This is a genomic window from Pseudomonas alcaligenes (assembly GCF_041729615.1).
GTDB classification, from domain to species: domain Bacteria; phylum Pseudomonadota; class Gammaproteobacteria; order Pseudomonadales; family Pseudomonadaceae; genus Aquipseudomonas; species Aquipseudomonas alcaligenes_B.
In genome coordinates, this window is sequence record NZ_CP154874.1 from 426,671 (window position 1) to 449,147 (window position 22,477).

General features: G+C 65.3%; 22 protein-coding genes. 4 read left to right on the forward strand and 18 right to left on the reverse strand.

The window, feature by feature from the left end:
* Positions 1 to 28 precede the first annotated feature (28 nt).
* From AAG092_RS02030 to sdhC, 15 genes are all read right to left on the reverse strand, one after another.
* Positions 29 to 1,102 carry an AI-2E family transporter gene (locus AAG092_RS02030; RefSeq protein WP_373388331.1) on the reverse strand — a complete coding sequence of 358 codons (1,074 nt, stop codon included), beginning with the start codon at positions 1,100 to 1,102 and terminating at the stop codon, positions 29 to 31.
* Between the two features lie 52 nt (positions 1,103 to 1,154).
* Complete coding sequence (locus AAG092_RS02035) at positions 1,155 to 1,958, reverse strand: DUF4892 domain-containing protein (RefSeq protein WP_373388332.1); 804 nt, start codon at positions 1,956 to 1,958, stop codon at positions 1,155 to 1,157.
* Positions 1,959 to 1,966: 8 nt separating this feature from the next.
* A complete protein-coding gene (locus AAG092_RS02040) occupies positions 1,967 to 2,620 on the reverse strand; it encodes a glutathione S-transferase family protein (protein ID WP_110683206.1) in 654 nt (217 codons plus the stop codon).
* Positions 2,621 to 2,669: 49 nt separating this feature from the next.
* Positions 2,670 to 3,533 carry an alpha/beta fold hydrolase gene (locus AAG092_RS02045; protein WP_373388334.1) on the reverse strand — a complete coding sequence of 288 codons (864 nt, stop codon included), beginning with the start codon at positions 3,531 to 3,533 and terminating at the stop codon, positions 2,670 to 2,672.
* Positions 3,530 to 4,336 (reverse strand): alpha/beta fold hydrolase, encoded by an 807-nt coding sequence (locus AAG092_RS02050; protein WP_110683208.1) that lies wholly within the window; start codon positions 4,334 to 4,336, stop codon positions 3,530 to 3,532. Before AAG092_RS02050 ends, AAG092_RS02045 begins: the two co-directional genes overlap by 4 nt.
* Before the next feature lie 157 nt (positions 4,337 to 4,493).
* Positions 4,494 to 5,807, reverse strand: coding sequence for a branched-chain amino acid transport system II carrier protein (gene brnQ / locus AAG092_RS02055; RefSeq protein WP_373388336.1), 1,314 nt, complete (start codon positions 5,805 to 5,807; stop codon positions 4,494 to 4,496).
* A gap of 290 nt (positions 5,808 to 6,097) precedes the next feature.
* Positions 6,098 to 6,985 carry a succinate--CoA ligase subunit alpha gene (gene sucD / locus AAG092_RS02060; protein WP_373388338.1) on the reverse strand — a complete coding sequence of 296 codons (888 nt, stop codon included), beginning with the start codon at positions 6,983 to 6,985 and terminating at the stop codon, positions 6,098 to 6,100.
* Positions 6,985 to 8,151, reverse strand: a complete 1,167-nt coding sequence (sucC, locus tag AAG092_RS02065) for an ADP-forming succinate--CoA ligase subunit beta (RefSeq protein WP_110683210.1) — start codon at positions 8,149 to 8,151, stop codon at positions 6,985 to 6,987. The genes sucD and sucC overlap by 1 nt, the downstream gene beginning before the upstream one ends.
* Before the next feature lie 185 nt (positions 8,152 to 8,336).
* Positions 8,337 to 9,773, reverse strand: coding sequence for a dihydrolipoyl dehydrogenase (gene lpdA / locus AAG092_RS02070; protein ID WP_373388339.1), 1,437 nt, complete (start codon positions 9,771 to 9,773; stop codon positions 8,337 to 8,339).
* A gap of 68 nt (positions 9,774 to 9,841) precedes the next feature.
* Entirely contained in the window at positions 9,842 to 11,065 is a 1,224-nt protein-coding gene (gene odhB, locus AAG092_RS02075; RefSeq protein ID WP_373388340.1) for a 2-oxoglutarate dehydrogenase complex dihydrolipoyllysine-residue succinyltransferase, read from the reverse strand.
* A gap of 71 nt (positions 11,066 to 11,136) precedes the next feature.
* Positions 11,137 to 13,968, reverse strand: coding sequence for a 2-oxoglutarate dehydrogenase E1 component (locus tag AAG092_RS02080; protein ID WP_203786782.1), 2,832 nt, complete (start codon positions 13,966 to 13,968; stop codon positions 11,137 to 11,139).
* A gap of 243 nt (positions 13,969 to 14,211) precedes the next feature.
* A complete protein-coding gene (locus AAG092_RS02085) occupies positions 14,212 to 14,931 on the reverse strand; it encodes a succinate dehydrogenase iron-sulfur subunit (RefSeq protein ID WP_110683214.1) in 720 nt (239 codons plus the stop codon).
* 11 nt (positions 14,932 to 14,942) lie between these two features.
* Positions 14,943 to 16,715 carry a succinate dehydrogenase flavoprotein subunit gene (gene sdhA / locus AAG092_RS02090; protein ID WP_373388342.1) on the reverse strand — a complete coding sequence of 591 codons (1,773 nt, stop codon included), beginning with the start codon at positions 16,713 to 16,715 and terminating at the stop codon, positions 14,943 to 14,945.
* 3 nt (positions 16,716 to 16,718) lie between these two features.
* Positions 16,719 to 17,087: a succinate dehydrogenase, hydrophobic membrane anchor protein gene (gene sdhD, locus AAG092_RS02095; RefSeq protein WP_110683216.1), complete on the reverse strand. Its 369-nt coding sequence runs from the start codon at positions 17,085 to 17,087 to the stop codon at positions 16,719 to 16,721.
* Positions 17,081 to 17,467, reverse strand: coding sequence for a succinate dehydrogenase, cytochrome b556 subunit (sdhC, locus tag AAG092_RS02100; protein ID WP_181418792.1), 387 nt, complete (start codon positions 17,465 to 17,467; stop codon positions 17,081 to 17,083). Before sdhC ends, sdhD begins: the two co-directional genes overlap by 7 nt.
* Positions 17,468 to 17,816: 349 nt before the next feature.
* Between sdhC and gltA the strand changes: the two genes are divergently transcribed.
* Positions 17,817 to 19,106 carry a citrate synthase gene (gene gltA, locus AAG092_RS02105; protein ID WP_110683218.1) on the forward strand — a complete coding sequence of 430 codons (1,290 nt, stop codon included), beginning with the start codon at positions 17,817 to 17,819 and terminating at the stop codon, positions 19,104 to 19,106.
* Positions 19,107 to 19,160: 54 nt separating this feature from the next.
* On the opposite strand, the gene AAG092_RS02110 is transcribed toward gltA, so the two are convergent.
* Together AAG092_RS02110 and AAG092_RS02115 are read right to left on the reverse strand one after the other, a co-directional pair.
* Positions 19,161 to 19,766 (reverse strand): START domain-containing protein, encoded by a 606-nt coding sequence (locus AAG092_RS02110; RefSeq protein ID WP_373388344.1) that lies wholly within the window; start codon positions 19,764 to 19,766, stop codon positions 19,161 to 19,163.
* Positions 19,767 to 19,815: 49 nt separating this feature from the next.
* A complete protein-coding gene (locus tag AAG092_RS02115) occupies positions 19,816 to 20,067 on the reverse strand; it encodes a YkgJ family cysteine cluster protein (protein ID WP_373388345.1) in 252 nt (83 codons plus the stop codon).
* 117 nt (positions 20,068 to 20,184) lie between these two features.
* Here AAG092_RS02115 and AAG092_RS02120 point away from each other — a divergent pair, with 117 nt between their 5' ends.
* Complete coding sequence (locus AAG092_RS02120; RefSeq protein WP_110683221.1) at positions 20,185 to 20,526, forward strand: DMT family protein; 342 nt, start codon at positions 20,185 to 20,187, stop codon at positions 20,524 to 20,526.
* A 36-nt stretch (positions 20,527 to 20,562) separates the two neighbouring features.
* Here AAG092_RS02120 and AAG092_RS02125 read toward each other — a convergent pair whose 3' ends face one another.
* Positions 20,563 to 21,435, reverse strand: coding sequence for an NAD(P)-dependent oxidoreductase (locus AAG092_RS02125; RefSeq protein ID WP_373388346.1), 873 nt, complete (start codon positions 21,433 to 21,435; stop codon positions 20,563 to 20,565).
* A gap of 144 nt (positions 21,436 to 21,579) precedes the next feature.
* Here AAG092_RS02125 and AAG092_RS02130 point away from each other — a divergent pair, with 144 nt between their 5' ends.
* Together AAG092_RS02130 and AAG092_RS02135 are read left to right on the forward strand one after the other, a co-directional pair.
* On the forward strand, positions 21,580 to 22,128 hold the full coding sequence (locus AAG092_RS02130; protein WP_373388347.1) for an exonuclease domain-containing protein: 549 nt from the start codon (positions 21,580 to 21,582) through the stop codon (positions 22,126 to 22,128).
* A 59-nt stretch (positions 22,129 to 22,187) separates the two neighbouring features.
* Positions 22,188 to 22,469, forward strand: coding sequence for a pyrimidine/purine nucleoside phosphorylase (locus AAG092_RS02135; protein ID WP_021699787.1), 282 nt, complete (start codon positions 22,188 to 22,190; stop codon positions 22,467 to 22,469).
* Positions 22,470 to 22,477 lie beyond the last annotated feature (8 nt).

The window sequence follows — 22,477 nt, forward strand, 5'->3', positions numbered from 1 at the left end:
CCTGGCAGGAATCTGCGCAGGATGCCAACTATTCCCCGTCCTTACGCTCGGCCTGCGCCTTGGTCTCGGGCGGCATGTTGCCCACCCAGTCGCCGAGCAGGCTGAAGGCCACGGCCAGCAGGGTCGGGCCGAGGAACAGGCCCATGAAGCCGAACGCCAGGATGCCGCCGAACACGCCGAGCAGCACCACCACCAGCGGCAGGTTGCCGCCACGACTGATCAGGTAGGGCTTGAGCACGTTGTCCACGCCGCTGATGACGAACATGCCCCAGACGCCGAGGAACACCGCCATGCCGTACTGGCCCTGGCTGACCAGCCAGGCGGTGGCGGGAATCCACACCAGCGGCGGGCCCATGGGAATCAGGCTGAGGACGAAGGTGATGATGCCCAGCACCAGGGCACCCGGCACCCCGGCGATGTAGAAACCGATCATGGCCAGCAGGGCCTGGGCCGCTGCGGTGCCGATGACGCCGTTGACCACCCGCTGCACGGTGCCGGCCACCAGATCCAGGTAGTGCTCGGCGCGCTCGCCGATCAGGCGCTGCAGCAGGCTCTGGGCGAAAGCCGCCATGCGCGGGCCGTCGCGGTAGAAGAAGAACACCAGCACCAGGCTCAGGGCCAGCTCCAGCATGCCGCCGCCGATCTGCGCGCTGCGTGCCAGCAGCCAGTTGCCGACCTGGCCCAGGTAGGGGCGCACGGTTTCCAGCAGCTCGCCACCTTCCTTGTCGATGCGCGTCCACAGACCGACCAGGCGCTCACCCACCAGCGGCAGCCCGCCCAGCCAGGCGGGCGGGTCCGGCAGGCCATCGACCTCGAAGTCCTTGAACAGCGCGGTGGCATCGCGGATATGGTCGGCCAGGTTGAAGCCGAGCCAGACCAGCGGCACCGCCACCAGCACCATCCAGCCGGCGGTGAGCACCCCGGCGGCGTAGGCCTGGCGGCCATCCAGCGCCCGCGTCAGTAGACGCATCAGCGGCCAGCTGGCGAAGGCCAGCACGCCGGCCCAGAACAGCGCGGAGAAGAACGGCGCCAGCACCCAGACGCAGGCACCGAGCAGCGCCAGCAGGAGGATCTGCACCAACAGGCGATCATTGTTCAGCATGCTTCGAATTCCCCAGTGCCGGGCGGGAAGCGGCCCGACTCGCCATCATCCTTCAGCGTAGTAGTTCCAGGTGCAGGCCCGCACCTTCGGCAGTGCCGCTCTGCAGCCGGCCGCTGCGCACGCCGCGCCGTTCCAGGGCCTCGCGCCAGGCTTCGGCCGCGGCGCCCGAGAGGCGCACGCGCTGGGTGCTGTCCAGGCTCAGGGTACGCGCCAGCAGGTCGCCCCACTGCTCGTCCGGTGCGCCCAGATGCGCCAGCCTGAGCTCGCCACTGCTGCGCAGCAGGCGCTGCAGGGTGGCCGGCGTCGGCAGCAGCGCCGGCAGCGGCGCGGCGGCATCCAGCTGTTCCACGTGCAGGTAGGAGCGGCGGTTGCCGCGGGTGATGCCGTACAGGGCCAGCAGGCTGTCCTGCTCGGGGGCGGCCAGGCGCAGCAGCAGGTAGCTCTGGCGCTCCTCCGGCCCGTACAGCTTGGCATTGCCGAAGATGGCGTTGGCGAACAGGCTGCTGGAGCCACAGTCACGTCCCTCGCACCAGAACAGCAGCTGGGCGCCCTGCTCCTGCAGATGCGCGCGCGCCGCCGTCAGCGCCTCGCGCGGCGGGTGCTCGTCCGGAAGACGGTAGGTCAACGCGCGCAGCCGCCCCTCGGTGACCACCTCCTGCGACACCCGCAGCTGGCCGCTGATGCGGCGCAGGCCGTCCTGCGGGTAGCGTCTCTCCTCGTTGGCAACATCGCGGTAGTCGACTATTTCGGCGCGCGGGAAGCGCGGCAGGCTCTGCAGATCCTGGCTGCCGGATACGTCAGCAGCCAGCGCAGTGCCACAGGCAAGGCTCAGAGAGATCAGAAATGGATAACGCATGCGGCTCCTTAGCGTGTCAGCATGGCCTGCGCGGTCTGCACCAGGCTGGCATCGTCGCGCGGGCGAGCGGGGATCTGCAGGCCGCGCTGCACGGCCGGGCGCGCGGCGAGCGCGGCCATCCAGCGCTGCAGGTGGTCCAGCCCGTCCACCGCGACGCCTGCCCAGTCATGGACGCGCACCCAGGGATAGGTGGCGATGTCGGCGATGCTGTAGGCACCGGCCAGGTACTCGGCCTCGCCCAGGCGGCGGTCGAGCACCTCGTAGAGGCGGCGGGTCTCGTGCTGGTAGCGGTCGATGGCGCCCTGCAGCTTCTCCGGGAAATAACGGAAGAACACGTTGGCCTGGCCCTGCATGGGCCCTACCCCACCCATCTGGAACATCAGCCACTGGATGGCCAGCGAGCGGCCCCTGGGGTCGCTCGGCAGCAGGCGGCCGGTCTTCTCGGCCAGGTAGATGAGGATGGCGCCGGACTCGAACACGGCGAAGCCGTCGTCGACGATGGCGGGAATGCGCCCGTTGGGGTTGATGCGCAGGAATTCCGGGGCCTTCTGCTCCTGCCTGTCGAAGGACAGCGCGTGCACCTCGTAGGGCAGGCCCAGCTCCTCCAGGGCGATGGAGATCTTGTGCCCGTTGGGCGTGGCGGCGGTGTACAGCTCGATCATGACAACCTCCGAAGCGATGCGCACAGCCTCGGCAGTTGCCGGGGCTGCGTCAAGGGCGTCGGAAGAATGGATTGAAACAGTCTGCAACCTGCTGTGCGCCGGCCTCGTCGTTGAGATGCAGGTGATGGCCGCCGGGCAGGATGTGCGTCTCGAAGTTCGCCTGCTCGATCAGCCCCTTGAGGCGTGGCTCGACGTTCATCTGCCCGCCCTCGGCGAGGATCAGGCTGACCGGACACTGCACGGCGCGAACGAAGTGCTCGACATGGGCGAAGGTCAGGCGCATCACCGAGGGCAGGGTCAGGCGGATGTCGGTGCGCCAGGTGTAGCCGCCCGGCACCGGCTCCAGGCCGCGCTGGGCCAGCAGCTCGGCGGCTTTGCGGCTGACCGCCACCACGCCCTTCATGCGCGCCTGCACGGCCTTGTCCAGGTCGGGGTAGACCGGCTTCTGCTTGTCGCGCCCCCCCAGGCGCGCGCGCAGCGCATCGCCCAGGCGCTTGGGCGCGCTGTCGGCCTCGGCCGTGTAGGGCACCAGGCCGTCGATCAGCGCCAGGCGCTCGATGCGCTCCGGTACCGCCGCCGCCAGCAGGGTGGAGATGATGCCGCCGAGCGAATGACCGAGCAGCGAGAAGCGCTGCCAGCCGAGCTGCTCGGCCACCAGCAGCACGTCCTCCAGGTACTCCCACATGCTGTAGCTGGAGTTGCTGGCATAGTGGCCGGAGTGGCCGTGGCCGGGGAAGTCCAGGGCGACGATGCGCAGCCCTTCTAGCTTCGGCGCCAGGCGGGCGAAGGTCATGGCGTTGTCCAGCCAGCCATGCAGGGCGATCACCGGGATGCCGTCCTCGGGGCCGAACAGGTGCGCGGCCAGCTCCACGTGCGGCAGGCTGAAACGGGTCTCCTCCACTCTCAGGCTCATGCCGAACGCTCCATGTCCTGTCCCTGCCAGCGGGCGAACAGCTCGCGCAACAGGCGCGCGGTGTCCTGCGGGCGCTCCAGAGGGAACATGTGGCCGCCGGGCAGGTTGTGGTACTCGCCCTTGGGCACGCGGTTGACCTGGCGGGCGTGGTGCGGCAGCACCACCCGGCTGTGCCGCCCGCGCACCACCGCCAGCGGCACGGCCAGCTGCTGCGGGCGCCCCGGCACGGTGTGCGGCACGCTGCGGTAGATGCTGATTTCGGTGGCCGGGTCGAAGCGCAGGCGCAGGCCGCCGCCCTCCTCGCGCAGACCGTGGCGCACGTAGGCATCCAGGCAGTCCGGATCGAAGCGACGGAACAGGCTCTTGCCGGCGAAGTAGTCGCGCGCCTCGGCAAGGTCGCCGAAAGACTCGCGACGGCCGACGGTCCTGCCCGCCGGGGTGATCCGGTCGATGAAACCGAAGCGCTTGGCGGCGCGAATCACCAGGCGGTCGACACCGGTGAGCAGCGGCGAGTCGAGCATCGCCACGCCGCGGTACAGCTCCGGCCGGCGCAGCGCGGCATGGTAGTGCAGCACGCCGCCGAGGGAATGGCCGACGCCCCAGACCGGCTCGTCGCCCCGCTCCAGATGCAGGATCAGCTCGTCCACCAGGTTGTTCCAGTTGTCGTCCACCGGAAAGCGCGGATCGTGGCCATGCTGGCCGAGGTGGCGCACGCGGTAGTCCGGCGCCAGGGCGTCGAACAGCTTGGCGTAGGTGGCCGAGGGGAAACCGTTGGCGTGGGCGAAGAAGATGGTTTGCGACATGGCGGCTGGACTGCTGGAAAGTACCAGGCGATTGTCCGGCAGGTCAGGTTGGGCGGCAATCGGCGAAAGGTGCCAGATACGCCAAAGAACAGGTGCAGCGCGCCAAAAGGTGCGACGCAGAGGGTCCGGGGCTGCCTTGCACAGCCCCGGCGCGGTATCAGGCGGCCTGGCGGATCGGCTCGCCGAGCAGGCGGTCGAGCACCGCGGCGACCAGCAGGGTCAACCCCACCGGCAGCAGCCAGCCGAGGCCCTGCTCGGCCAGCGGCAGATGGGCGAAGACAGCCGGCACCAGGCTCTTCAGGCCTGCCGCGTTGAAGGCATCGACCAGGCCGAACACCAGGGTCACGCCCATCACCGGGACGAACACCCGTCGCGCCGAACACCAGAAGCCATCCAGCAGGCTCAGCGCGACCAGCACGATGGCCAGCGGATAGAGGCCGACCAGCACCGGCACCGACACGCTGATCAGCTGGGTCAGGCCCTGGTTGGCCACCAGCAGGCTGAATACACCGAAGGTCAGCACCACGGCGCGATAGGACACCGGCAGCAGCTTGCTGAAGTATTCGCCACAGGCGGTCAGCAGGCCCACCGCGGTGGTCAGGCAGGCCAGGGTGATGACCACCGCCAGCAGCAGGCTGCCGTAGATGCCGAAGGTGTGCTCGACATAGGTGGTGAGGATCTGCACGCCGTTCTGCGCGTCGCCGGCGATGCCCTGGCTGGTGGCGCCGAGGTAGAACAGCGCCAGGTAGACCAGCGACAAGCCGATGGCGGCGATGATGCCGGCGACCACCGAATAGCGGGTGATCAGCGCGCTGTCGCTGACGCCACGATCCTTGATCGCGGTGGCGATGACGATACCGAACACCAGGGCACCCAGGGTATCCATGGTCAGGTAACCCTGCAGGAAACCCTGCACCCATGGCATGGCCTGGTAGCTGTCACTGACCGCACCGATGCCGCCAGCCGGGGCCAGCAGGGCGGCGCCACCCAGTACCAGCAGGGCGGCGAGCAGCAGCGGCGTGATGAACTTGCCGATGCTGTCGACCAGCTTGCCCGGATTCAGGGCAAGGAACAGCACGGCGGCGAAGTAGGCCACGCTGTACAGGGCCAGCGGCAGCGGCTCGTTGCCGGTGAACGGCGCCACGCCCATCTCGAAGGACACCACGGCGGTGCGCGGGGTGGCGAACAGCGGGCCGATGGCCAAGTACACGGCCACCGCCAGCAGGGTGCCGGCGCGGCGGCCGAGCGGCGCGGTCAGCTCGTCCATGCCGCCGCCGACCCGGGCCAGCGCTACCACGGTGAGCAGCGGCAGGCCGACACCGGTGATGAGGAAGCCGAAGGCGGCGGACCAGACGTTCTCACCGGCGGCCATGCCGGCGCTGGGCGGGAAGATGATGTTGCCGGCGCCCAGGAACAGGGCGAAGGTCATGAAGCCAAGGGCCAGGAGGTCGAGGCTTTTCAAACGATTCATAGCAGGAAGTACCACAGGCAGAAATTCATGGGAAAACGGCAGGGTTTCCGCTGGATTGGGAAACGTCGCTCCCCGGGTTTGCAGGCAGCGACCTTGGCTCCCGCCCTGCCCTTGTGGGGCCTGGCGGGAAAATAGTTGCAAGACTAACGATTTTTCCGACGAGCCGCGCCGGACGGCGGTCGGGCTGTCGATGCGACGCAACAAAGTGTCGCGACAGCACAATTTTCTGACGAACCGGCCAGAAATGAAAAAGGCCGCCCGGGGGCGGCCTCCTTCCAGTCGCGAGCGCCTTAGGCGTTCTTGACTTCCCAACCGGTCAGCTCGGCCAGGGCCTTGCCGATGTCGGCCAGGGAACGCACGGTCTTCACACCGGCGTCCTGCAGGGCGGCGAACTTCTCGTCCGCAGTGCCCTTGCCACCGGAGATGATGGCGCCGGCGTGGCCCATGCGCTTGCCGGGCGGCGCGGTGACACCGGCGATGTAGGACACCACCGGCTTGGTCACGTTGGCCTTGATGTAGGCTGCGGCTTCTTCTTCAGCGGAACCGCCGATCTCACCGATCATGACGATGGCTTCGGTCTTCGGGTCTTCCTGGAACAGCTTCAGGATGTCGATGAAGTTGGAGCCCGGGATGGGGTCACCGCCGATGCCCACGCAGGTGGACTGGCCGAAGCCGGCGTCGGTGGTCTGCTTCACGGCTTCATAGGTCAGGGTGCCGGAACGCGACACGATGCCGACCTTGCCCGGCAGGTGGATGTGACCCGGCATGATGCCGATCTTGCACTCGCCGGGAGTGATCACGCCCGGGCAGTTCGGGCCGATCAGGCGCACGCCCAGCTCGTCGCACTTGACCTTGGCTTCCAGCATGTCGATGGTCGGGATGCCTTCGGTGATGCAGACGACCAGCTTGATGCCGCCGAAAGCCGCTTCGAGGATGGAATCCTTGCAGAACGGAGCCGGAACGTAGATCACCGAGGCATCGGCGCCGGTGGCTTCCACGGCTTCCTTGACGGTGTTGAACACCGGCAGGCCGAGGTGGGTGGTGCCGCCCTTGCCGGGGGTCACGCCGCCGACCATCTTGGTGCCGTAGGCGATGGCCTGTTCGGAGTGGAAGGTGCCCTGGCTACCGGTGAAGCCTTGGCAGATGACTTTGGTGTCTTTGTTGATCAGGACGCTCATTACTTGCCCTCCGCGGCTTTGACGACCTGCTGGGCAGCGTCGGTGAGGCTGGTAGCCGCGATGATGTTCAGACCGCTGTCGGCCAGGACCTTGGCCCCCAGCTCGGCATTGTTACCTTCCAGACGGACCACGACCGGCACTTTAACGCCGACTTCCTTGACCGCGCCGATGATGCCTTCGGCGATCATGTCGCAGCGCACGATGCCGCCGAAGATGTTGACCAGAACGGCCTTCACGTTGCTGTCGGAGAGGATGATCTTGAACGCTTCGGTCACGCGCTCCTTGGTCGCACCGCCGCCCACGTCGAGGAAGTTGGCCGGCTTGCCGCCATGCAGGTTGACGATGTCCATGGTGCCCATGGCCAGACCGGCACCGTTGACCATGCAGCCGATGTTGCCTTCCAGCGCGACGTAGTTCAGTTCCCACTTCTGCGCATGGGCCTCACGGGCGTCGTCCTGGGACGGGTCGTGCATGGCGCGCAGCTTGGGCTGACGGAACATGGCGTTGGAGTCGATGTTGATCTTGGCGTCCAGGCAGTGCAGGTTGCCGTCCTTCTTGATCACCAGCGGGTTCACTTCCAGCAGGGCCAGGTCGTGGTCCTGGAACAGCTTCGCCAGGTTGACGAAGATGTGGGTGAACTGCTTGATCTGGTCGCCCTGCAGGCCCAGCTGGAAGGCCAGCTCGCGGCCCTGGAACGGCTGAGCGCCGACCAGCGGGTCGATGGTGGCCTTGAGAATCTTCTCGGGAGTGTCGTGGGCGACCTTCTCGATGTCCACGCCACCTTCGGTGGAGGCCATGAACACGATGCGACGGCTGGAGCGGTCGACGACGGCGCCGAGGTACAGCTCCTTGTCGATGTCGGTGCAGGACTCGACCAGGATCTTGCTGACCGGCTGGCCATTGGCGTCAGTCTGGTAGGTCACCAGGCGCTTGCCCAGCCAGTTGGCGGCGAACGCCTTGGCGTCTTCCTTGCTCTTGACCAGCTTTACGCCACCGGCCTTGCCGCGGCCACCGGCATGCACCTGGGCTTTGACAACCCACTCGCTGCCACCGATCTTTTCGCAGGCCGCAGCCGCTTCTTCCGGGGTGTCCACGGCGAAGCCCTTGGATACAGGCAGGCCGTATTCAGCGAACAGCTGCTTACCCTGATACTCGTGAAGATTCATGCTTGTCTACCGTTCTTCGTTTAGGTATTGCGCATTTCGACGCTGCGCTCATGGCGCCGCGCCACCTGTGACTGCTCTGGTTAGCAGTCCGACGGGCATTCCTGCGACCGACTCTTGCGAGCCGCCACGGGCCGCCCGCCGTGGTTTTAAATTGGGGTGCCGCGCCAGGCGCGGCACCACACGCATCAGCGCTTCTTGCGATTGGCGATGTGGATGGCGTGGCCATTCACCGCCAGGGCCGCTTCGTGCAGCGCCTCGGACAGGGTCGGATGCGAGAACACCATCATGCCCAGATCTTCGGCACTGGTGCCGAATTCCATGCCGATGGCGCCCTGCTGGACCAGCTCGGCGGCGCTCGGGCCGATGACATGCACGCCCAGCACGCGGTCGGTCTTGGCATCGGCGATGACCTTGACCAGACCGGCGGTGTCGTTGGCGGCCATGGCGCGACCGCTGGCAGCGAACGGGAAGGTACCGACGTTGATCTCGACACCCTCGGCCTTGAGCTGCTGCTCGGTCTTGCCGACCCAGGCGATTTCCGGGTGGGTGTAGATCACCGACGGGACCAGGTCGTAGTTCATCTGCGCCTTGTGGCCCTTGATGCGCTCGGCAACCATCACGCCCTCTTCGGAGGCCTTGTGCGCCAGCATGGCACCGCGCACCACGTCACCGATGGCGTAGACGCCCGGTACGCTGGTTTCGCACTGGTCGTTGACGAAGATGAAGCCACGCTCGTCCAGGGTCACGCCGCTGTCGGCGGCCAGCAGGTTGGTGGTCACCGGGCGACGGCCGACGGCGACGATCAGCTTGTCGAACGTCAGCTTCTGCTCGCCGGTGGCGTCGGTGAAGGTCACAGTCACCTGCTTCTTCTTCACTTCGCTGCCAGTCACGCGGGCGCCCAGGCGGATGTCCAGACCCTGCTTGCTGAGGATCTTCAGGGCTTCCTTGGAGATCTGCTCGTCGGCGGCGGCGAGGAACTTGTCCATGGCCTCCAGCACGGTCACTTCGGCACCCAGGCGGGCCCAGACGGAGCCCAGCTCCAGGCCGATGACGCCGGCGCCGATCACGCCCAGCTTCTTCGGCACGGCCTGGAATTCCAGGGCGCCGGTGGAGTCGACGATCACGTCCTGGTCGACCGGAGCCGGCGGAATGTCCACCGGACGCGAGCCGGAGGCGAGAATCACGTTCTCGGCCTCGACCACCTGGACGGAGCCGTCCAGACCGGTGACTTCAACCTTCTTGCCGGCCAGCAGCTTGCCGTGGCCTTCCAGCAGGGTCACGCCGTTGGACTTGAACAGGCCGGCGACGCCGCCAGTCAGGTTCTTGATGATGGTGTTCTTGCGCGCAACCATCTGCGGTACGTCGATGGTCACGCCCTTGGCCTCGATGCCGTGCACTTTCAAGCCCTCGTGGGCCTCATGGTACTTGTAGGAGCTGTCCAGCAGCGCCTTCGACGGAATGCAGCCGACGTTCAGGCAGGTACCGCCCAGGGCGACCTTGCCGTCCTTGTCCTGGTATTTCTCGATGCAGGCGGTCTTCAGACCGAGCTGCGCGGCCTTGATGGCGGCCACGTAGCCCCCCGGGCCCGCGCCAATCACTACCACGTCGAATTTCTGGGTCATAACTCATTCCTTCTCGAATAAAACCGGGCGGCCCCTTGTGAGGACCGCCGCGTTGCGCAGCCGTGGAATCAGATGTCCAGCAGCAGGCGAGCCGGGTCTTCCAGCAGATTCTTGATGGTCACCAGGAAGCTCACCGCTTCCTTGCCATCGATCAGGCGGTGATCGTAGGACAGCGCCAGGTACATCATCGGGCGGATCACGACCTGACCGTTGATGGCCACCGGACGCTGGATGATGTTGTGCATGCCGAGGATGGCGGCCTGCGGCGGGTTGACGATCGGGGTCGACATCATCGAGCCGAAGGTACCGCCGTTGGTGATGGTGAAGGTGCCGCCGGTCATCTCTTCGATCGACAGCTTGCCCTCACGGGCCTTCTTGCCGAAGGTGGCGATGCCGTTCTCGACTTCGGCCAGGCTCATCAGCTCGGCATTGCGCAGCACCGGAACCACCAGGCCACGGTCGCTGGACACGGCCACGCCGATGTCCTGGTAGCCGTGGTAGACGATGTCGTTGCCGTCGATCGAGGCGTTGACCGCCGGGAAGCGCTTGAGCGCCTCGACCGCCGCCTTGACGAAGAAGGACATGAAGCCCAGGCGCACGCCGTTGTGGGTCTTCTCGAACAGATCCTTGTACTTGCTGCGCAGGGCCATGACTTCGTGCATGTCCACTTCGTTGAAGGTGGTCAGCATGGCCATGGTGGACTGGGCCTCGACCAGGCGCTCGGCGACCTTGGCACGCAGGCGGGTCATCGGCACGCGCTTCTCGACGCGATCGCCGGCGGCGAACACCGGCGCCTCGGCAGCCGGGGCAGCCGGCTTGGCAGCAGCGGCAGGCGCGGAGTTCTTGGCGGCGACGGCGGCGACGGCGTCTTCCTTGGTCACTCGACCGCCCTTGCCGGTGCCGGTGATGGCGTTCGGGTCGATACCACCCTCTTCGGCGATCTTGCGCGCGGCCGGCGACAGGATGGCGTCATCGCTGGCGGCGGCAGCGGCAGCCGGAGCTGCGGCGGCAGGAGCGGCAGCGGCCGCAGCCGGAGTAGCGGCGACGGCGGCACCGGCGGCACCCAGGCGACCCAGCAGCTCGCCGGACAGGACGGTGTCGCCCTCGTTCTTGACGATCTCGGCGAGCACGCCGTCGGCTTCGGCGAGTACTTCCATCACCACCTTGTCGGTTTCGATGTCGACGATCAGCTCATCGCGCTTGACCGCATCGCCCGGCTTCTTGTGCCAGGTGGCCACGGTGCCGTCGGCAACCGATTCCGGGAAGGTTGGGGCTTTGATCTCGATAGCCATTATGTGTGTTTCCTTAAATTCGTTTCTTCAGGGGGCGACGACCCATGCCGTCGCCCCGATGCGCGAAGGCGTTAGACAGTAAAGGCGTCGTTCAGCAGTTTTTCCTGCTGTTCGGCGTGCATCGAGGCATAACCACAGGCCGGGGCCGCCGAAGCGTCGCGACCGGCGTACTGCAGGAACAGCTCCTTCTTGTGCGCCGAGGCGACGCGACGCATATGGTGCTGGCTGCAGTACCAGGCGCCCTGGTTCATCGGCTCTTCCTGACACCAGACGATGTGCTTGAGGTTCTTGTACGGCGCCAGAGCCTCGGCCAGGTCGTCCTCGGGGAACGGATAGAGCTGCTCGATACGCACGATGGCGGTGTCTTCGCGGTTCTCGGCACGGCGCTTGGCCAGCAGGTCGTAGTACACCTTGCCGCTGCACAGGATGACGCGCTCGACCTTCTTCGCCTCGATCGGATCGATCTCGCCGATGACGGTCTGGAACGAGCCCTCGGCCAGTTCTTCCAGGGTCGAGATGGCCAGCGGGTGGCGCAGCAGCGACTTGGGCGACAGCACCACCAGCGGCTTGCGCAGCGGGCGGATGACCTGGCGGCGCAGCAGGTGGTAGATCTGCGCCGGGGTGGTCGGCACGCAGACCTGCATGTTGTGCTCGGCGCACAGCTGCAGGAAGCGCTCCAGGCGCGCGGAACTGTGCTCCGGGCCCTGCCCTTCGTAGCCGTGCGGCAGCAGCATGGTCAGGCCGCACAGGCGGCCCCACTTGTGCTCGCCACTGGAGATGAACTGGTCGAACACCACCTGGGCACCGTTGGCGAAGTCGCCGAACTGCGCTTCCCAGATCACCAGAGCGTTGGGCATGGTGGTGGCATAGCCATATTCGAACGCCAGTACGGCCTCTTCCGAGAGGAAGGAGTCGAACAGCTGGAAGCGCGGCTGGCCTTCGAACAGGTTCTGCAGCGGCAGGTAGGTGCTGGCGTCCTTCTGGTTGTGCAGCGCCGCGTGGCGGTGCGAGAAGGTGCCGCGGCCGACGTCCTGGCCAGTCATGCGCACCGGATGGCCTTCGAACAGCAGGGTGGCGTAGGCCAGGTTCTCGGCGTAGCCCCAGTTGATCGGCATGGCGCCGGCGGTCATCTTGGCGCGGTCTTCCAGCACCTTGGCAACCTGGCGCTGCAGGACGAAGCCTTCCGGGATTTCCAGCAGCTTGTTGGCCAGGTCCTGCAGGGTCTTCAGCTCGAAGCGGGTATCGTGGCGCGCGGTCCAGGCATGGCCCAGGTAGGGGCGCCAGTCGACGAACAGCTCCTTGTTCGGCTCCTTGACCAGGCTTTTGACCACGTGCTGGCCGTTGTCCAGCGCGCTGCGGTATTCCTCGATCTTGGCCTTGACCGCGTCCTCGGCGATACGGCCGGACTGCACCAGGCTGTCGGCATACAGCTCGCGGGTGGTGCGCTGCTTGGCGATCTGCTGGTACATCAGCGGCTGGGTGCCGCTCGGCTCGTCGGCCTCGTTGTGGCCGCGGCGGCGGTAGCAGACCAGGTCGATGACCACGTCGCGCTTGAACTGCATGCGGTAGTCGACGGCCAGCTGGGTGACGAACAGCACGGCCTCCGGGTCGTCGCCGTTCACGTGGAAGATCGGCGCCTGGATCATCTTCGCCACATCAGTGCAGTACTCGGTCGAACGCGAGTCCTCGGGACGGCTGGTGGTGAAGCCGACCTGGTTGTTGATCACGATGTGGATGGTGCCGCCGGTCTTGTAGGCACGGGTCTGCGACATCTGGAAGGTTTCCATGACCACGCCCTGGCCGGCGAAGGCCGCGTCGCCGTGGATGGAAATCGGCAGCACCTTGTCGCCGGTGGTGTCGTTGCGGCGGTCCTGGCGGGCGCGCACGGAACCCTCGACCACCGGGGAGACGATCTCCAGGTGCGACGGGTTGAACGCCAGCGCCAGGTGCACTTCGCCGCCCGGGGTCATGACGTTGGAGGAGAAGCCCTGGTGGTACTTCACGTCACCAGAGGACAGGCCCTCGACCTGCTTGCCTTCGAACTCGTCGAACAGGTCGCGCGGGTTCTTGCCGAAGGTGTTGACCAGCACGTTGAGGCGGCCACGGTGGGCCATGCCGATGACGATTTCCTGGGTGCCGTAGGAGCCGGAGCGCTGGATGATCTCGTCCAGCAGCGGGATCAGGCTCTCGCCGCCTTCCAGACCGAAGCGCTTGGTGCCCGGGTACTTGGTGCCCAGGTACTTTTCCAGGCCCTCGGCGGCGGTCAGGCGCTCGAGCAGGTGGCCCTGCACCTCGGCCGAGTAAGCCGGACGGCCACGCACGCTCTCCAGGCGCTGCTGGAACCACTTGCGCTGCTCGGAATCGACGATGTGGGTGAACTCGGCACCGATGGTGCGACAATATGTCTGCTGCAGCGCCTCGTGGATTTCCCGTAAGGTCGCCTCCTCCTTGCCGATGTAGAGTTCACCGGTGCGGAAGGTGGTGTCGAGGTCGGCGTTGGTCAGGCCATAGTGGTTGACCGACAGATCGGCCGGTGCCGGACGCTTCCACAGACCCAGCGGGTCGAGCGTCGAGGCCTGGTGGCCGCGCATGCGGTATGCCTGGATCAGGCGCAGGACTTCCACCTGCTTCTTCTCGTGCTCGCTGCTGACGCTCCCGGCGGAAACCGGTTGAGCGCGGCGCTGGTTCTTCGCCAGCAGCACGAAATGATCGCGGACAGTGGAGTGCGAAACGTCGGTGGCGGCATGGCCGTCGGCCGGCAGTTTCTGGAAGTAGGTGCGCCACTCTTCGGGCACAGCGTTGGGATCGTGCAGGTAGAGCTCATAGAGCTCTTCCACGTAGGCCGCGTTGCCACCGGATAGGTGGGCGCTGTCCCACATGCGCTGCATCACGCTTTCTTGCATGCTTGGTCACCCTCGGTAAGGGGACACCACCGGCGTAGAAGCCGTAGCTGGGCCATTCATAGTCCTAGAGCAGCGACCTGGTAAGCCACTACGGATCCCGCAGATAGTCCGGGTACCAGCCCGGATGCCCCTGCTGGTCGTCATTTTCTTTCAAATAAGAACCCCGGCTTTGTGAGCTGGGGCCCTGGCTTTACTGCGCCGGCGAATCGCTCCGCCGACGCAGGTGTTACGTGAAGCGGTGGATCAGGTACCGCTCTGCAGCAGCATGTTGCGCACGTGACCGATGGCCTTGGTCGGATTCAGGCCTTTCGGGCAGACGTTGACGCAGTTCATGATGCCGCGGCAGCGGAACACGCTGAACGGGTCGTCCAGGGACGCCAGACGCTCGGCGGTCTTGGTGTCGCGGCTGTCGGCCAGGAAGCGATAGGCCTGCAGCAGCGCAGCGGGACCGAGGAACTTGTCCGGGTTCCACCAGAACGACGGGCAGCTGGTGGAGCAGCACGCGCACAGGATGCACTCGTACAGGCCGTCCAGCTTCTCGCGCTCTTCCGGGCTCTGCAGACGCTCGATGGCCGGAGCCGGAGTATCGTTCTGCAGGAACGGCTGCACCTTCTCGTACTGCTTGTAGAAGATGCTCATATCGACGACCAGGTCACGGATGACCGGCAGGCCCGGCAGCGGACGAATGACCAGCTTGTTGCCCTTCACCACGGTGGAGATCGGGGTGATGCAGGCCAGGCCGTTCTTGCCGCTGATGTTCATGCCGTCGGAACCGCACACGCCCTCGCGGCAGGAACGACGGTAGGAGAAGCCCTCGTCCTGTTCCTTGATCAGGGCCAGCACGTCGAGCACCATCAGGTCCTTGCCATCGATCTCGATGTCGAAGTCCTGCATGAAAGGTGCGGCGTCCTTTTCCGGGTTGTAGCGATAGACGCTGACTTGCAAGGTTTTGCCAAGAGACATGGTTGCCACCCTTAATAAGTACGTACTTTGGGTTCGAACGCCGGAACGGTCTTCGGCGCGAAGTTGACCGCGCGTTTGGCCACACGCTTGTCACCTGGGAAGTACAGGGAGTGACACAGCCAGTTCTCGTCGTCACGCTCCTCGTAGTCTTCACGGGCATGGGCACCACGCGACTCGGTACGAGTATCGGCGGCGATGGCAGTGGCCTCGGCCACTTCCAGCAGGTTCTGCAGCTCCAGCGCTTCGATGCGCGCGGTGTTGAAGGCCTGGCTCTTGTCGGCGATCTTGACGTTGGCGATGCGCTCGCGCAGGTCGGCCAGCTGGGCGATGCCCTTCTTCATGTATTCGCCGGTACGGAATACACCGAAGTAGTTCTGCATGCACTGCTGCAGCTCGCGCTTGAGCGGGGCGACTTCTTCGCCGCTGCTGCGCTCGTTGACGCCGGACAGACGCTTGAGCGACTGCTCGATGTCGGTCTCGCTGGCGCCACGAACTTCCACGCCTTCCTTGAGCGCCTTCTCCAGGTGCAGGCCGGCGGCGCGGCCGAATACCACCAGGTCGAGCAGCGAGTTGCCGCCCAGACGGTTGGCACCGTGTACCGATACGCAGGCGACTTCGCCCACGGCGAACAGACCTTCGATGATCTTGTCGTTGCCGCTGGCGTCCTGGGTGATGGCCTGGCCATGGATGTTGGTGGCCACGCCACCCATCATGTAGTGACAGGTCGGGATGACCGGAACCGGCGCGACCACCGGATCGACATGAGCGAAGGTCTTGGACAGTTCGCAGATGCCCGGCAGACGGCTGTGCAGCACTTCCTCGCCGAGGTGATCGAGCTTCAGCAGCACGTGGTCCTTGTTCGGGCCACAGCCGTTGCCGGCGATCACTTCCTTGACCATGGAGCGGGCAACCACATCGCGACCGGCCAGGTCCTTGGCGTTCGGCGCGTAGCGCTCCATGAAGCGCTCGCCGTGGGCGTTGATCAGGTAGCCACCCTCACCGCGGCAACCCTCGGTGACCAGTACACCGGCGCCGGCGATGCCGGTCGGGTGGAACTGCCACATCTCGATATCCTGCACCGGCACGCCGGCACGCAGGGCCATGCCGACACCGTCACCGGTGTTGATCAGGGCGTTGGTGGTGGAGGCGTAGATACGACCGGCACCGCCAGTGGCCAGAACCACGGCCTTGGAGCGGATATAGACGGTCTCGCCGGTCTCGATGCAGATGGCGATGATGCCGACGATGGCGTCGTCCTGGTTCTTCACCAGGTCCACCGCGTACCACTCGTTGAGGAACGAGGTGCCAGCCTTCAGGTTGGCCTGGTACAGGGTGTGCAGCAGGGCGTGACCGGTACGGTCGGCCGCGGCGCAGGTACGGGCCGCCTGGGTCGGATTGTCCGGCCCCTTGGACTGGCCACCGAACGGGCGCTGGTAGATGCGGCCCTGCTCGGTACGGGAGAACGGCAGGCCCATGTGCTCGAGTTCGAACACGGCTTCCGGACCGACGGAGCACATGTATTCGATCGCGTCCTGGTCACCGATGTAGTCGGAGCCCTTGACGGTGTCGTACATGTGCCAGCGCCAATCGTCGTTCGGGTCGGCCGAGGCGATGGCGCAGGTGATGCCGCCCTGGGCGGACACGGTGTGCGAACGGGTCGGGAAGACCTTGGTCACCACGGCAGTCTTGTGACCACCCTGAGCCAGCTGCAGTGCGGCACGCATGCCCGCACCACCGCCACCGACGATGATGGCGTCATAGGAAAGAGTACGAATGCTAGACATGAATCAGAAACCCCACAGGATCTGCACACCCCAGACGAACACGACGAACTGAAGCACGCCGCAAGCCGCCTGGACGAGGAAACGCACGCCGGTCGCCCAACGGCCGATAGCCATGGGCGTCAGGTAGTCGGTAGTGATGGTCCACATGCCAACCCAGGCGTGCACGATCAGCGCAACCAGCGCCAGCAGGCTGAAGATGCGCATCGCATTGTGGGAGAACAGGGCATGCCATTCGGCATAGCCCAGCCCCGGATTGACCACCAGATAGCCAATCAGGAACAGAAAGTAAGCAGCAAGGACAACAGCAGAGACGCGCTGCACCATCCAGTCATAGAGACCCGAGCGCGAAAAGTTGGTGACATTAGTTACCATATCCAAACTCCCGCCAGCACGATGACCACCGCCGACACGGCGATGACGATCTTCGAGCCCAGCTTGCCGCCTTCCAGCGACTCACCGACACCCATGTCCATGATCAGGTGGCGTACACCGGCCACCAGGTGGTACAGCAGGGCGGACAGCAGACCCCAGATGATCAACTTGGCCAGTGGGCTGGCCAGGCACGCCTGGACTTCTGCAAAGCCCTCCTCGGACACCAGGGATTTGTCGAGAGCAAACAGCATCACGACGATACCCAGGAAGAGGATGACACCGGAAACCCGGTGCAGAATGGACGTATAAGCTGTGATCGGGAGTTTTATGGTCCTGAGATCTAGGTTTACAGGTCGTTGGCTATTCACGGCTTTTTTCACACTAGAGGCCCCTAACAAGCAGGGCAAGTTGTCGGGAAGTGCACTGGTCAGGTACCCCTCACCAAGGGAGTGCCAGCCGCCTTATTAAAGGCTCTAAAGCCTCTGACGGCCGGGCGCAGAGTATAGACAGTTAGGTTACTAATGACAACGCAAGACCCCACACCCAAAAGCGGATTGCGCGGCTCAAATAAATGACGTATTAGGCCCCTCCCCGCGCCCTGAAAAAGGGCTGAAACCCGTCTGCCGTCTGGGTTTCAGTAAATTGACTTTCAGATTTATGTCTCTATAGTGTCCCGGGCCCTGCGTGGGGGGCTGTCTGATGATTCCAAGCATAAACAGGAGGCCACACATGGCTGACAAAAAAGCGCAGTTGATCATCGAGGGCAATGCCCCCGTAGAGCTGCCCGTACTGACCGGCACCGTAGGTCCCGATGTTGTCGACGTGAGGGGCCTGACCGCCACGGGTCGCTTCACCTTTGATCCTGGCTTTATGTCGACCGCCTCTTGCGAGTCGAAGATCACCTACATCGACGGCGACGCCGGTGTTCTGCTGCACCGCGGCTACCCCATCGAGCAGCTGGCCGAGAAGTCCGACTACCTGGAAACCTGCTACCTGCTGCTGAACGGCGAACTGCCGACCGCCGAGCAGAAGGCCAAGTTCGTCAGCGTCATCAAGAACCACACCATGGTTCATGAACAGCTGAAGAGCTTCTTCAACGGTTTCCGCCGCGACGCCCACCCGATGGCCATCATGTGCGGCGTGGTCGGCGCCCTCTCCGCCTTCTACCACGACTCGCTGGACATCAATAATCCGCAGCACCGCGAAGTCTCGGCCATGCGCTTGATCGCCAAGATGCCGACCATCGCCGCCATGGCCTACAAGTACTCCATGGGCCAGCCCATGATGTACCCGCGTAACGACCTGAACTACGCAGAAAACTTCCTGCACATGATGTTCAACACCCCGTGCGAGATCAAACCGATCAGCCCGGTGCTGGCCAAGGCGATGGACCGCATCTTCGTTCTGCACGCCGACCATGAGCAGAACGCCTCCACCTCCACCGTGCGCCTGGCAGGCTCCTCGGGTGCCAACCCGTTCGCCTGTATCGCCGCCGGTATCGCCGCTCTCTGGGGCCCGGCACACGGCGGCGCCAACGAAGCCGTGCTGACCATGCTGGACGAGATCGGCAGCGTCGAGAACATCGACAAGTACATCGCCAAGGCCAAGGATAAGAACGATCCGTTCAAGCTGATGGGCTTCGGCCACCGCGTGTACAAGAACCGCGACCCGCGCGCCACCGTGATGAAGAAGACCTGCGACGAAGTGCTGGCCGAACTGGGCATCAAGAACGACCCGCAGCTGGAACTGGCCATGCGCCTGGAAGAGATCGCCCTGACCGATCCGTACTTCAAGGAGCGCAACCTGTACCCGAACGTGGACTTCTACTCGGGCATCATCCTCAAGGCCATCGGCATTCCGACCAGCATGTTCACCGTGATCTTCGCCCTGTCGCGTACCGTCGGCTGGATCTCGCACTGGAAGGAAATGCTCTCCAGCCCCTACAAGATCGGCCGTCCGCGCCAGCTGTACACCGGCTACGACAAGCGCGACTACGTCAAGCTGGAAGACCGCAAGTAAGTTTTGCGGGTAAAAAAAAAGGCTGCCGAATGGCAGCCTTTTTCGTTTGCGGCCTCAGCGTTTCTCGGCCAGCTCGCGCAATCCCTTGAGGGTATTGAACGGCGCATCCACCACGAAACTGTTGGCCAACCAGGACGGCACGCTGCCACCCGGCTCGGTGTGCACCTGGTAGGTCACCTCGACCTGGCCCTCACCCTGCGGCACGAAGCGCCAGTAGCCCTGCAGGCTGGCGACCCGCACATGCTCCCGATCCTCCGGCAGGTACTGCGGCTGCCCTTCCAGCCGGCGGGTCAGGCTGCCGTCGGCACCCTGTTCCGACACCACATGCAGGATCGAATCGCGCGCCTGCACCGGCCAGGGCATCGCGAAACGGGTATAGACCCAGCTTTGCGCCCCCTCGTGCTTGAGCAGGCGCTGCTCGGCGCAGGCGTGGATCCAGGTGCATGACCCCTGCACATCCTCCTGCAGGGCGCGCAAGCTGGCGACATCGCCCTTGATCGTGGTTACGCCGCGGTAAGCCTTGTACTTGGAGCCCGGTACCTCGCTGAGGTAGACCCGGATACCCTCCTCGTCCTTGCTCAGCTGCCAGCTCTCGGCCTGCACCTGGGCGCTGACCAGCAGGCCGAAGGTGCAGAGCGCCGCCATTCGAAAGAAAACCATTGTTGCTCCTCGAAGAATTGGGCCCGCCCGGAAGGCGGGCCGGATAGGGTCAGGCGGTGGCCTGCTCCAGCCAGCCGAGCAGGCGGATGGCCTCCTCGCGGCTGCTCCCACAAACTTCCGGGTCGGCGGAAAAACCGGAGCAGACCGATGGCCGCTCAGGCTGGCCGAAGATGGCGCAGCGCAGCTCGGCGGTCAGGTGCAGGCAACGCTCGCCAGCCCGCTTGCCCTGGGGCATGCCGGGAATCGGCGAACTGATGGAAGGCGCGATACAGCAGGCACCGCACCCGGTGCGACATTGCATGGAGGCAACCTCACGACAGGCAGGTCAACGAGGGCGCCGATTCTAGCGCCTAGCCAGCCGGTTGCCGAACGAAAAGCGCCTGATTAGGCTTGCCGGATTCACCCCGGAGCCCAGCCCATGCCCGTCTGGTTGCAAACCGCCGCCCTGCTGACCCTCTCCAACATCTTCATGACCTTCGCCTGGTACGGACACCTGAAGACGCTGAACGCCAAGCCCTGGTTCATCGCCGCGCTGATCAGCTGGGGCATCGCCTTCTTCGAATACATGATCATGGTGCCGGCCAACCGCATCGGTTACACCGAACTGTCGGTCGGCCAGCTGAAAATCATGCAGGAAGTCATCACCCTGGCGGTGTTCGTGCCGTTCAGCGTCTACGTGATGCACCAGCCGCTGAAGCTGGACTACCTGTGGGCCGGCCTATGCCTGCTCGGCGCCGTGTACTTCATCTTCCGCGCCTGAAGGTAGCCCGCCCGGCTCCGAACGGGCCGAGCGCCATCAGCTGCGCTGCTTGAGCCGGGCGATCAGGCTGGAAGTATCCCAGCGGCCACCGCCCATGGCCTGCACATCGGAGTAGAACTGGTCGACCAGCGCCGTCACCGGCAGCTGCGCGCCGTTGCGGCGAGCCTCCTCCAGCAGGATCGACAGGTCCTTGCGCATCCAGTCCACGGCGAAGCCGAAGTCGAACTTGCCAGCCAGCATGGTCTGGTGACGGTTCTCCAGCTGCCAGGACTGCGCCGCGCCCTTGCTGATCACCTCCATCGCCGCGTGACAGTCTAGCCCTGCGCACTGGGCGAAGTGCAGCGCCTCGGCCAGGCCCTGGACCAGGCCACCGATGCAGATCTGGTTGACCATCTTGGTCAGTTGGCCACTGCCCACCGGCCCCATCAGCTTGATCATCTTGGCGTAGGCATCGATGACCGGCTCGGCACGCTTGTAGAAGCTCTCCTCGCCACCGACCATCACCGTCAGCATGCCGTTCTCCGCGCCCGCCTGGCCGCCGGACACCGGCGCATCGAGAAAGCCCAGCTCGCGCTCGGCGGCAATCACCGCCAGCTCACGGGCAACATTGGCCGAGGCGGTGGTATGGTCGACCAGCACGCTGGCCGGCGCCATGCCGGCGAAAGCACCATCCGGCCCCAGCAGCACGCTGCGCAGGTCATCATCGTTGCCCACGCAGGTCATCACGAACTCGGCGCCCTGGGCGGCCTCGCGCGGGGTCGGCGCCGTCGTGCCGGCGAACTCGTCCTGCCACTGCTGCGCCTTGGCCGGCGAACGGTTGTACACACAGACCTCATGCCCCTCGCGCGCCAGATGCCCGGCCATGGGAAAACCCATCACGCCCAGGCCAATGAATGCCACCTTTGCCATGCCTCACCTCCTTACTCGTTATGCCCCAAGCATATCCCTTATCGGGGGGGCCCCGGCCAGCACAGCTGCAGGGCAAAACTGTGCACGGTGCTTTGCCGCGGCGGCGCGGGCCGCCCATACTGACTGCCAGCTAAGGAGGGACGCATGCAGCAGTGGCTAGTCATCGACCTGGAGGCCACCACCGAGGAAGGCGGCTGGCCCCTGGAAGACATGGAAATCATCGAGATCGGCGCCACCCTGGTGGACGCCGCCGGCCACGAACTGGAACCCTTCCAGCGTTTCGTGCGGCCGTTGCGCCGCCCCTGCCTGACCACCTTCTGCCGCGAGCTGACCCATATCAGCCAGGCGCAGGTCGACGCCGCCGCGCCCCTCGCCCAGGTCTGGCCGCAGTTCGAGTGCTGGCTGGCGCCGCACCTGCCGCGACTGCAGGGCTGGGGCAGCTGGGGCGACTACGATCGCCGCCAGCTGCAGCTGGAATGGCAGCGCCACGGCCTGCGCAGCGTCCTGCAGGATCTCCCCCACCACAACCTCAAGCAGCGCTTCGCCGAGAGCCGCCAGCTCAAGCGTGCCGTCGGTCTCAACGGCGCCCTGCAGCTGACCGGCCTGCAGTTCCGCGGGCAGCAGCACCGCGCCCTGGAAGACGCGCGCAATACCGCCCGCCTGCTACCGCTGATATTCACTGGCGGCGGATGACGTGCAGGCCGGCCTTGGGCATACTGGCGGGCCTTTTTGACCCTTCCGAGGAGCCCGCCATGTTCAAGGTCAACGAATACTTCGACGGCACCGTCAAATCCATCGGTTTCGCCATGGCCGAAGGCCCGGCCACCATCGGCGTGATGGCCCCCGGCGAATACGAGTTCGGCACCGCCCAGTTGGAAGTGATGCACGTGGTCGCCGGCGCCCTCACCGTCAAGCTGCCGGGCAGCGACAACTGGGAAACCTTCGCCGCCGGCAGCCAGTTCACCGTGCCGGGCAACAGCAAGTTCCAGCTGAAGGTAGCGGTAGACACCGCCTACCTGTGCGAATACCGCTAAGCTAGGCT

What these genes read in the sequence shown, in the direction of transcription:
- AAG092_RS02030 (WP_373388331.1), bottom strand. Translation starts at nt 1,102, where the DNA reads ATGCTGAACAATGATCGCCTGTTGGTGCAGATCCTCCTGCTGGCGCTG.
- AAG092_RS02035 (WP_373388332.1), bottom strand. Translation starts at nt 1,958, where the DNA reads ATGCGTTATCCATTTCTGATCTCTCTGAGCCTTGCCTGTGGCACTGCG.
- AAG092_RS02040 (WP_110683206.1), bottom strand. Translation starts at nt 2,620, where the DNA reads ATGATCGAGCTGTACACCGCCGCCACGCCCAACGGGCACAAGATCTCC.
- AAG092_RS02045 (WP_373388334.1), bottom strand. Translation starts at nt 3,533, where the DNA reads ATGAGCCTGAGAGTGGAGGAGACCCGTTTCAGCCTGCCGCACGTGGAG.
- AAG092_RS02050 (WP_110683208.1), bottom strand. Translation starts at nt 4,336, where the DNA reads ATGTCGCAAACCATCTTCTTCGCCCACGCCAACGGTTTCCCCTCGGCC.
- brnQ (WP_373388336.1), bottom strand. Translation starts at nt 5,807, where the DNA reads ATGAATCGTTTGAAAAGCCTCGACCTCCTGGCCCTTGGCTTCATGACC.
- sucD (WP_373388338.1), bottom strand. Translation starts at nt 6,985, where the DNA reads ATGAGCGTCCTGATCAACAAAGACACCAAAGTCATCTGCCAAGGCTTC.
- sucC (WP_110683210.1), bottom strand. Translation starts at nt 8,151, where the DNA reads ATGAATCTTCACGAGTATCAGGGTAAGCAGCTGTTCGCTGAATACGGC.
- lpdA (WP_373388339.1), bottom strand. Translation starts at nt 9,773, where the DNA reads ATGACCCAGAAATTCGACGTGGTAGTGATTGGCGCGGGCCCGGGGGGC.
- odhB (WP_373388340.1), bottom strand. Translation starts at nt 11,065, where the DNA reads ATGGCTATCGAGATCAAAGCCCCAACCTTCCCGGAATCGGTTGCCGAC.
- AAG092_RS02080 (WP_203786782.1), bottom strand. Translation starts at nt 13,968, where the DNA reads ATGCAAGAAAGCGTGATGCAGCGCATGTGGGACAGCGCCCACCTATCC.
- AAG092_RS02085 (WP_110683214.1), bottom strand. Translation starts at nt 14,931, where the DNA reads ATGTCTCTTGGCAAAACCTTGCAAGTCAGCGTCTATCGCTACAACCCG.
- sdhA (WP_373388342.1), bottom strand. Translation starts at nt 16,715, where the DNA reads ATGTCTAGCATTCGTACTCTTTCCTATGACGCCATCATCGTCGGTGGC.
- sdhD (WP_110683216.1), bottom strand. Translation starts at nt 17,087, where the DNA reads ATGGTAACTAATGTCACCAACTTTTCGCGCTCGGGTCTCTATGACTGG.
- gltA (WP_110683218.1), top strand. Translation starts at nt 17,817, where the DNA reads ATGGCTGACAAAAAAGCGCAGTTGATCATCGAGGGCAATGCCCCCGTA.
- AAG092_RS02110 (WP_373388344.1), bottom strand. Translation starts at nt 19,766, where the DNA reads ATGGTTTTCTTTCGAATGGCGGCGCTCTGCACCTTCGGCCTGCTGGTC.
- AAG092_RS02115 (WP_373388345.1), bottom strand. Translation starts at nt 20,067, where the DNA reads ATGCAATGTCGCACCGGGTGCGGTGCCTGCTGTATCGCGCCTTCCATC.
- AAG092_RS02120 (WP_110683221.1), top strand. Translation starts at nt 20,185, where the DNA reads ATGCCCGTCTGGTTGCAAACCGCCGCCCTGCTGACCCTCTCCAACATC.
- AAG092_RS02125 (WP_373388346.1), bottom strand. Translation starts at nt 21,435, where the DNA reads ATGGCAAAGGTGGCATTCATTGGCCTGGGCGTGATGGGTTTTCCCATG.
- AAG092_RS02130 (WP_373388347.1), top strand. Translation starts at nt 21,580, where the DNA reads ATGCAGCAGTGGCTAGTCATCGACCTGGAGGCCACCACCGAGGAAGGC.
- AAG092_RS02135 (WP_021699787.1), top strand. Translation starts at nt 22,188, where the DNA reads ATGTTCAAGGTCAACGAATACTTCGACGGCACCGTCAAATCCATCGGT.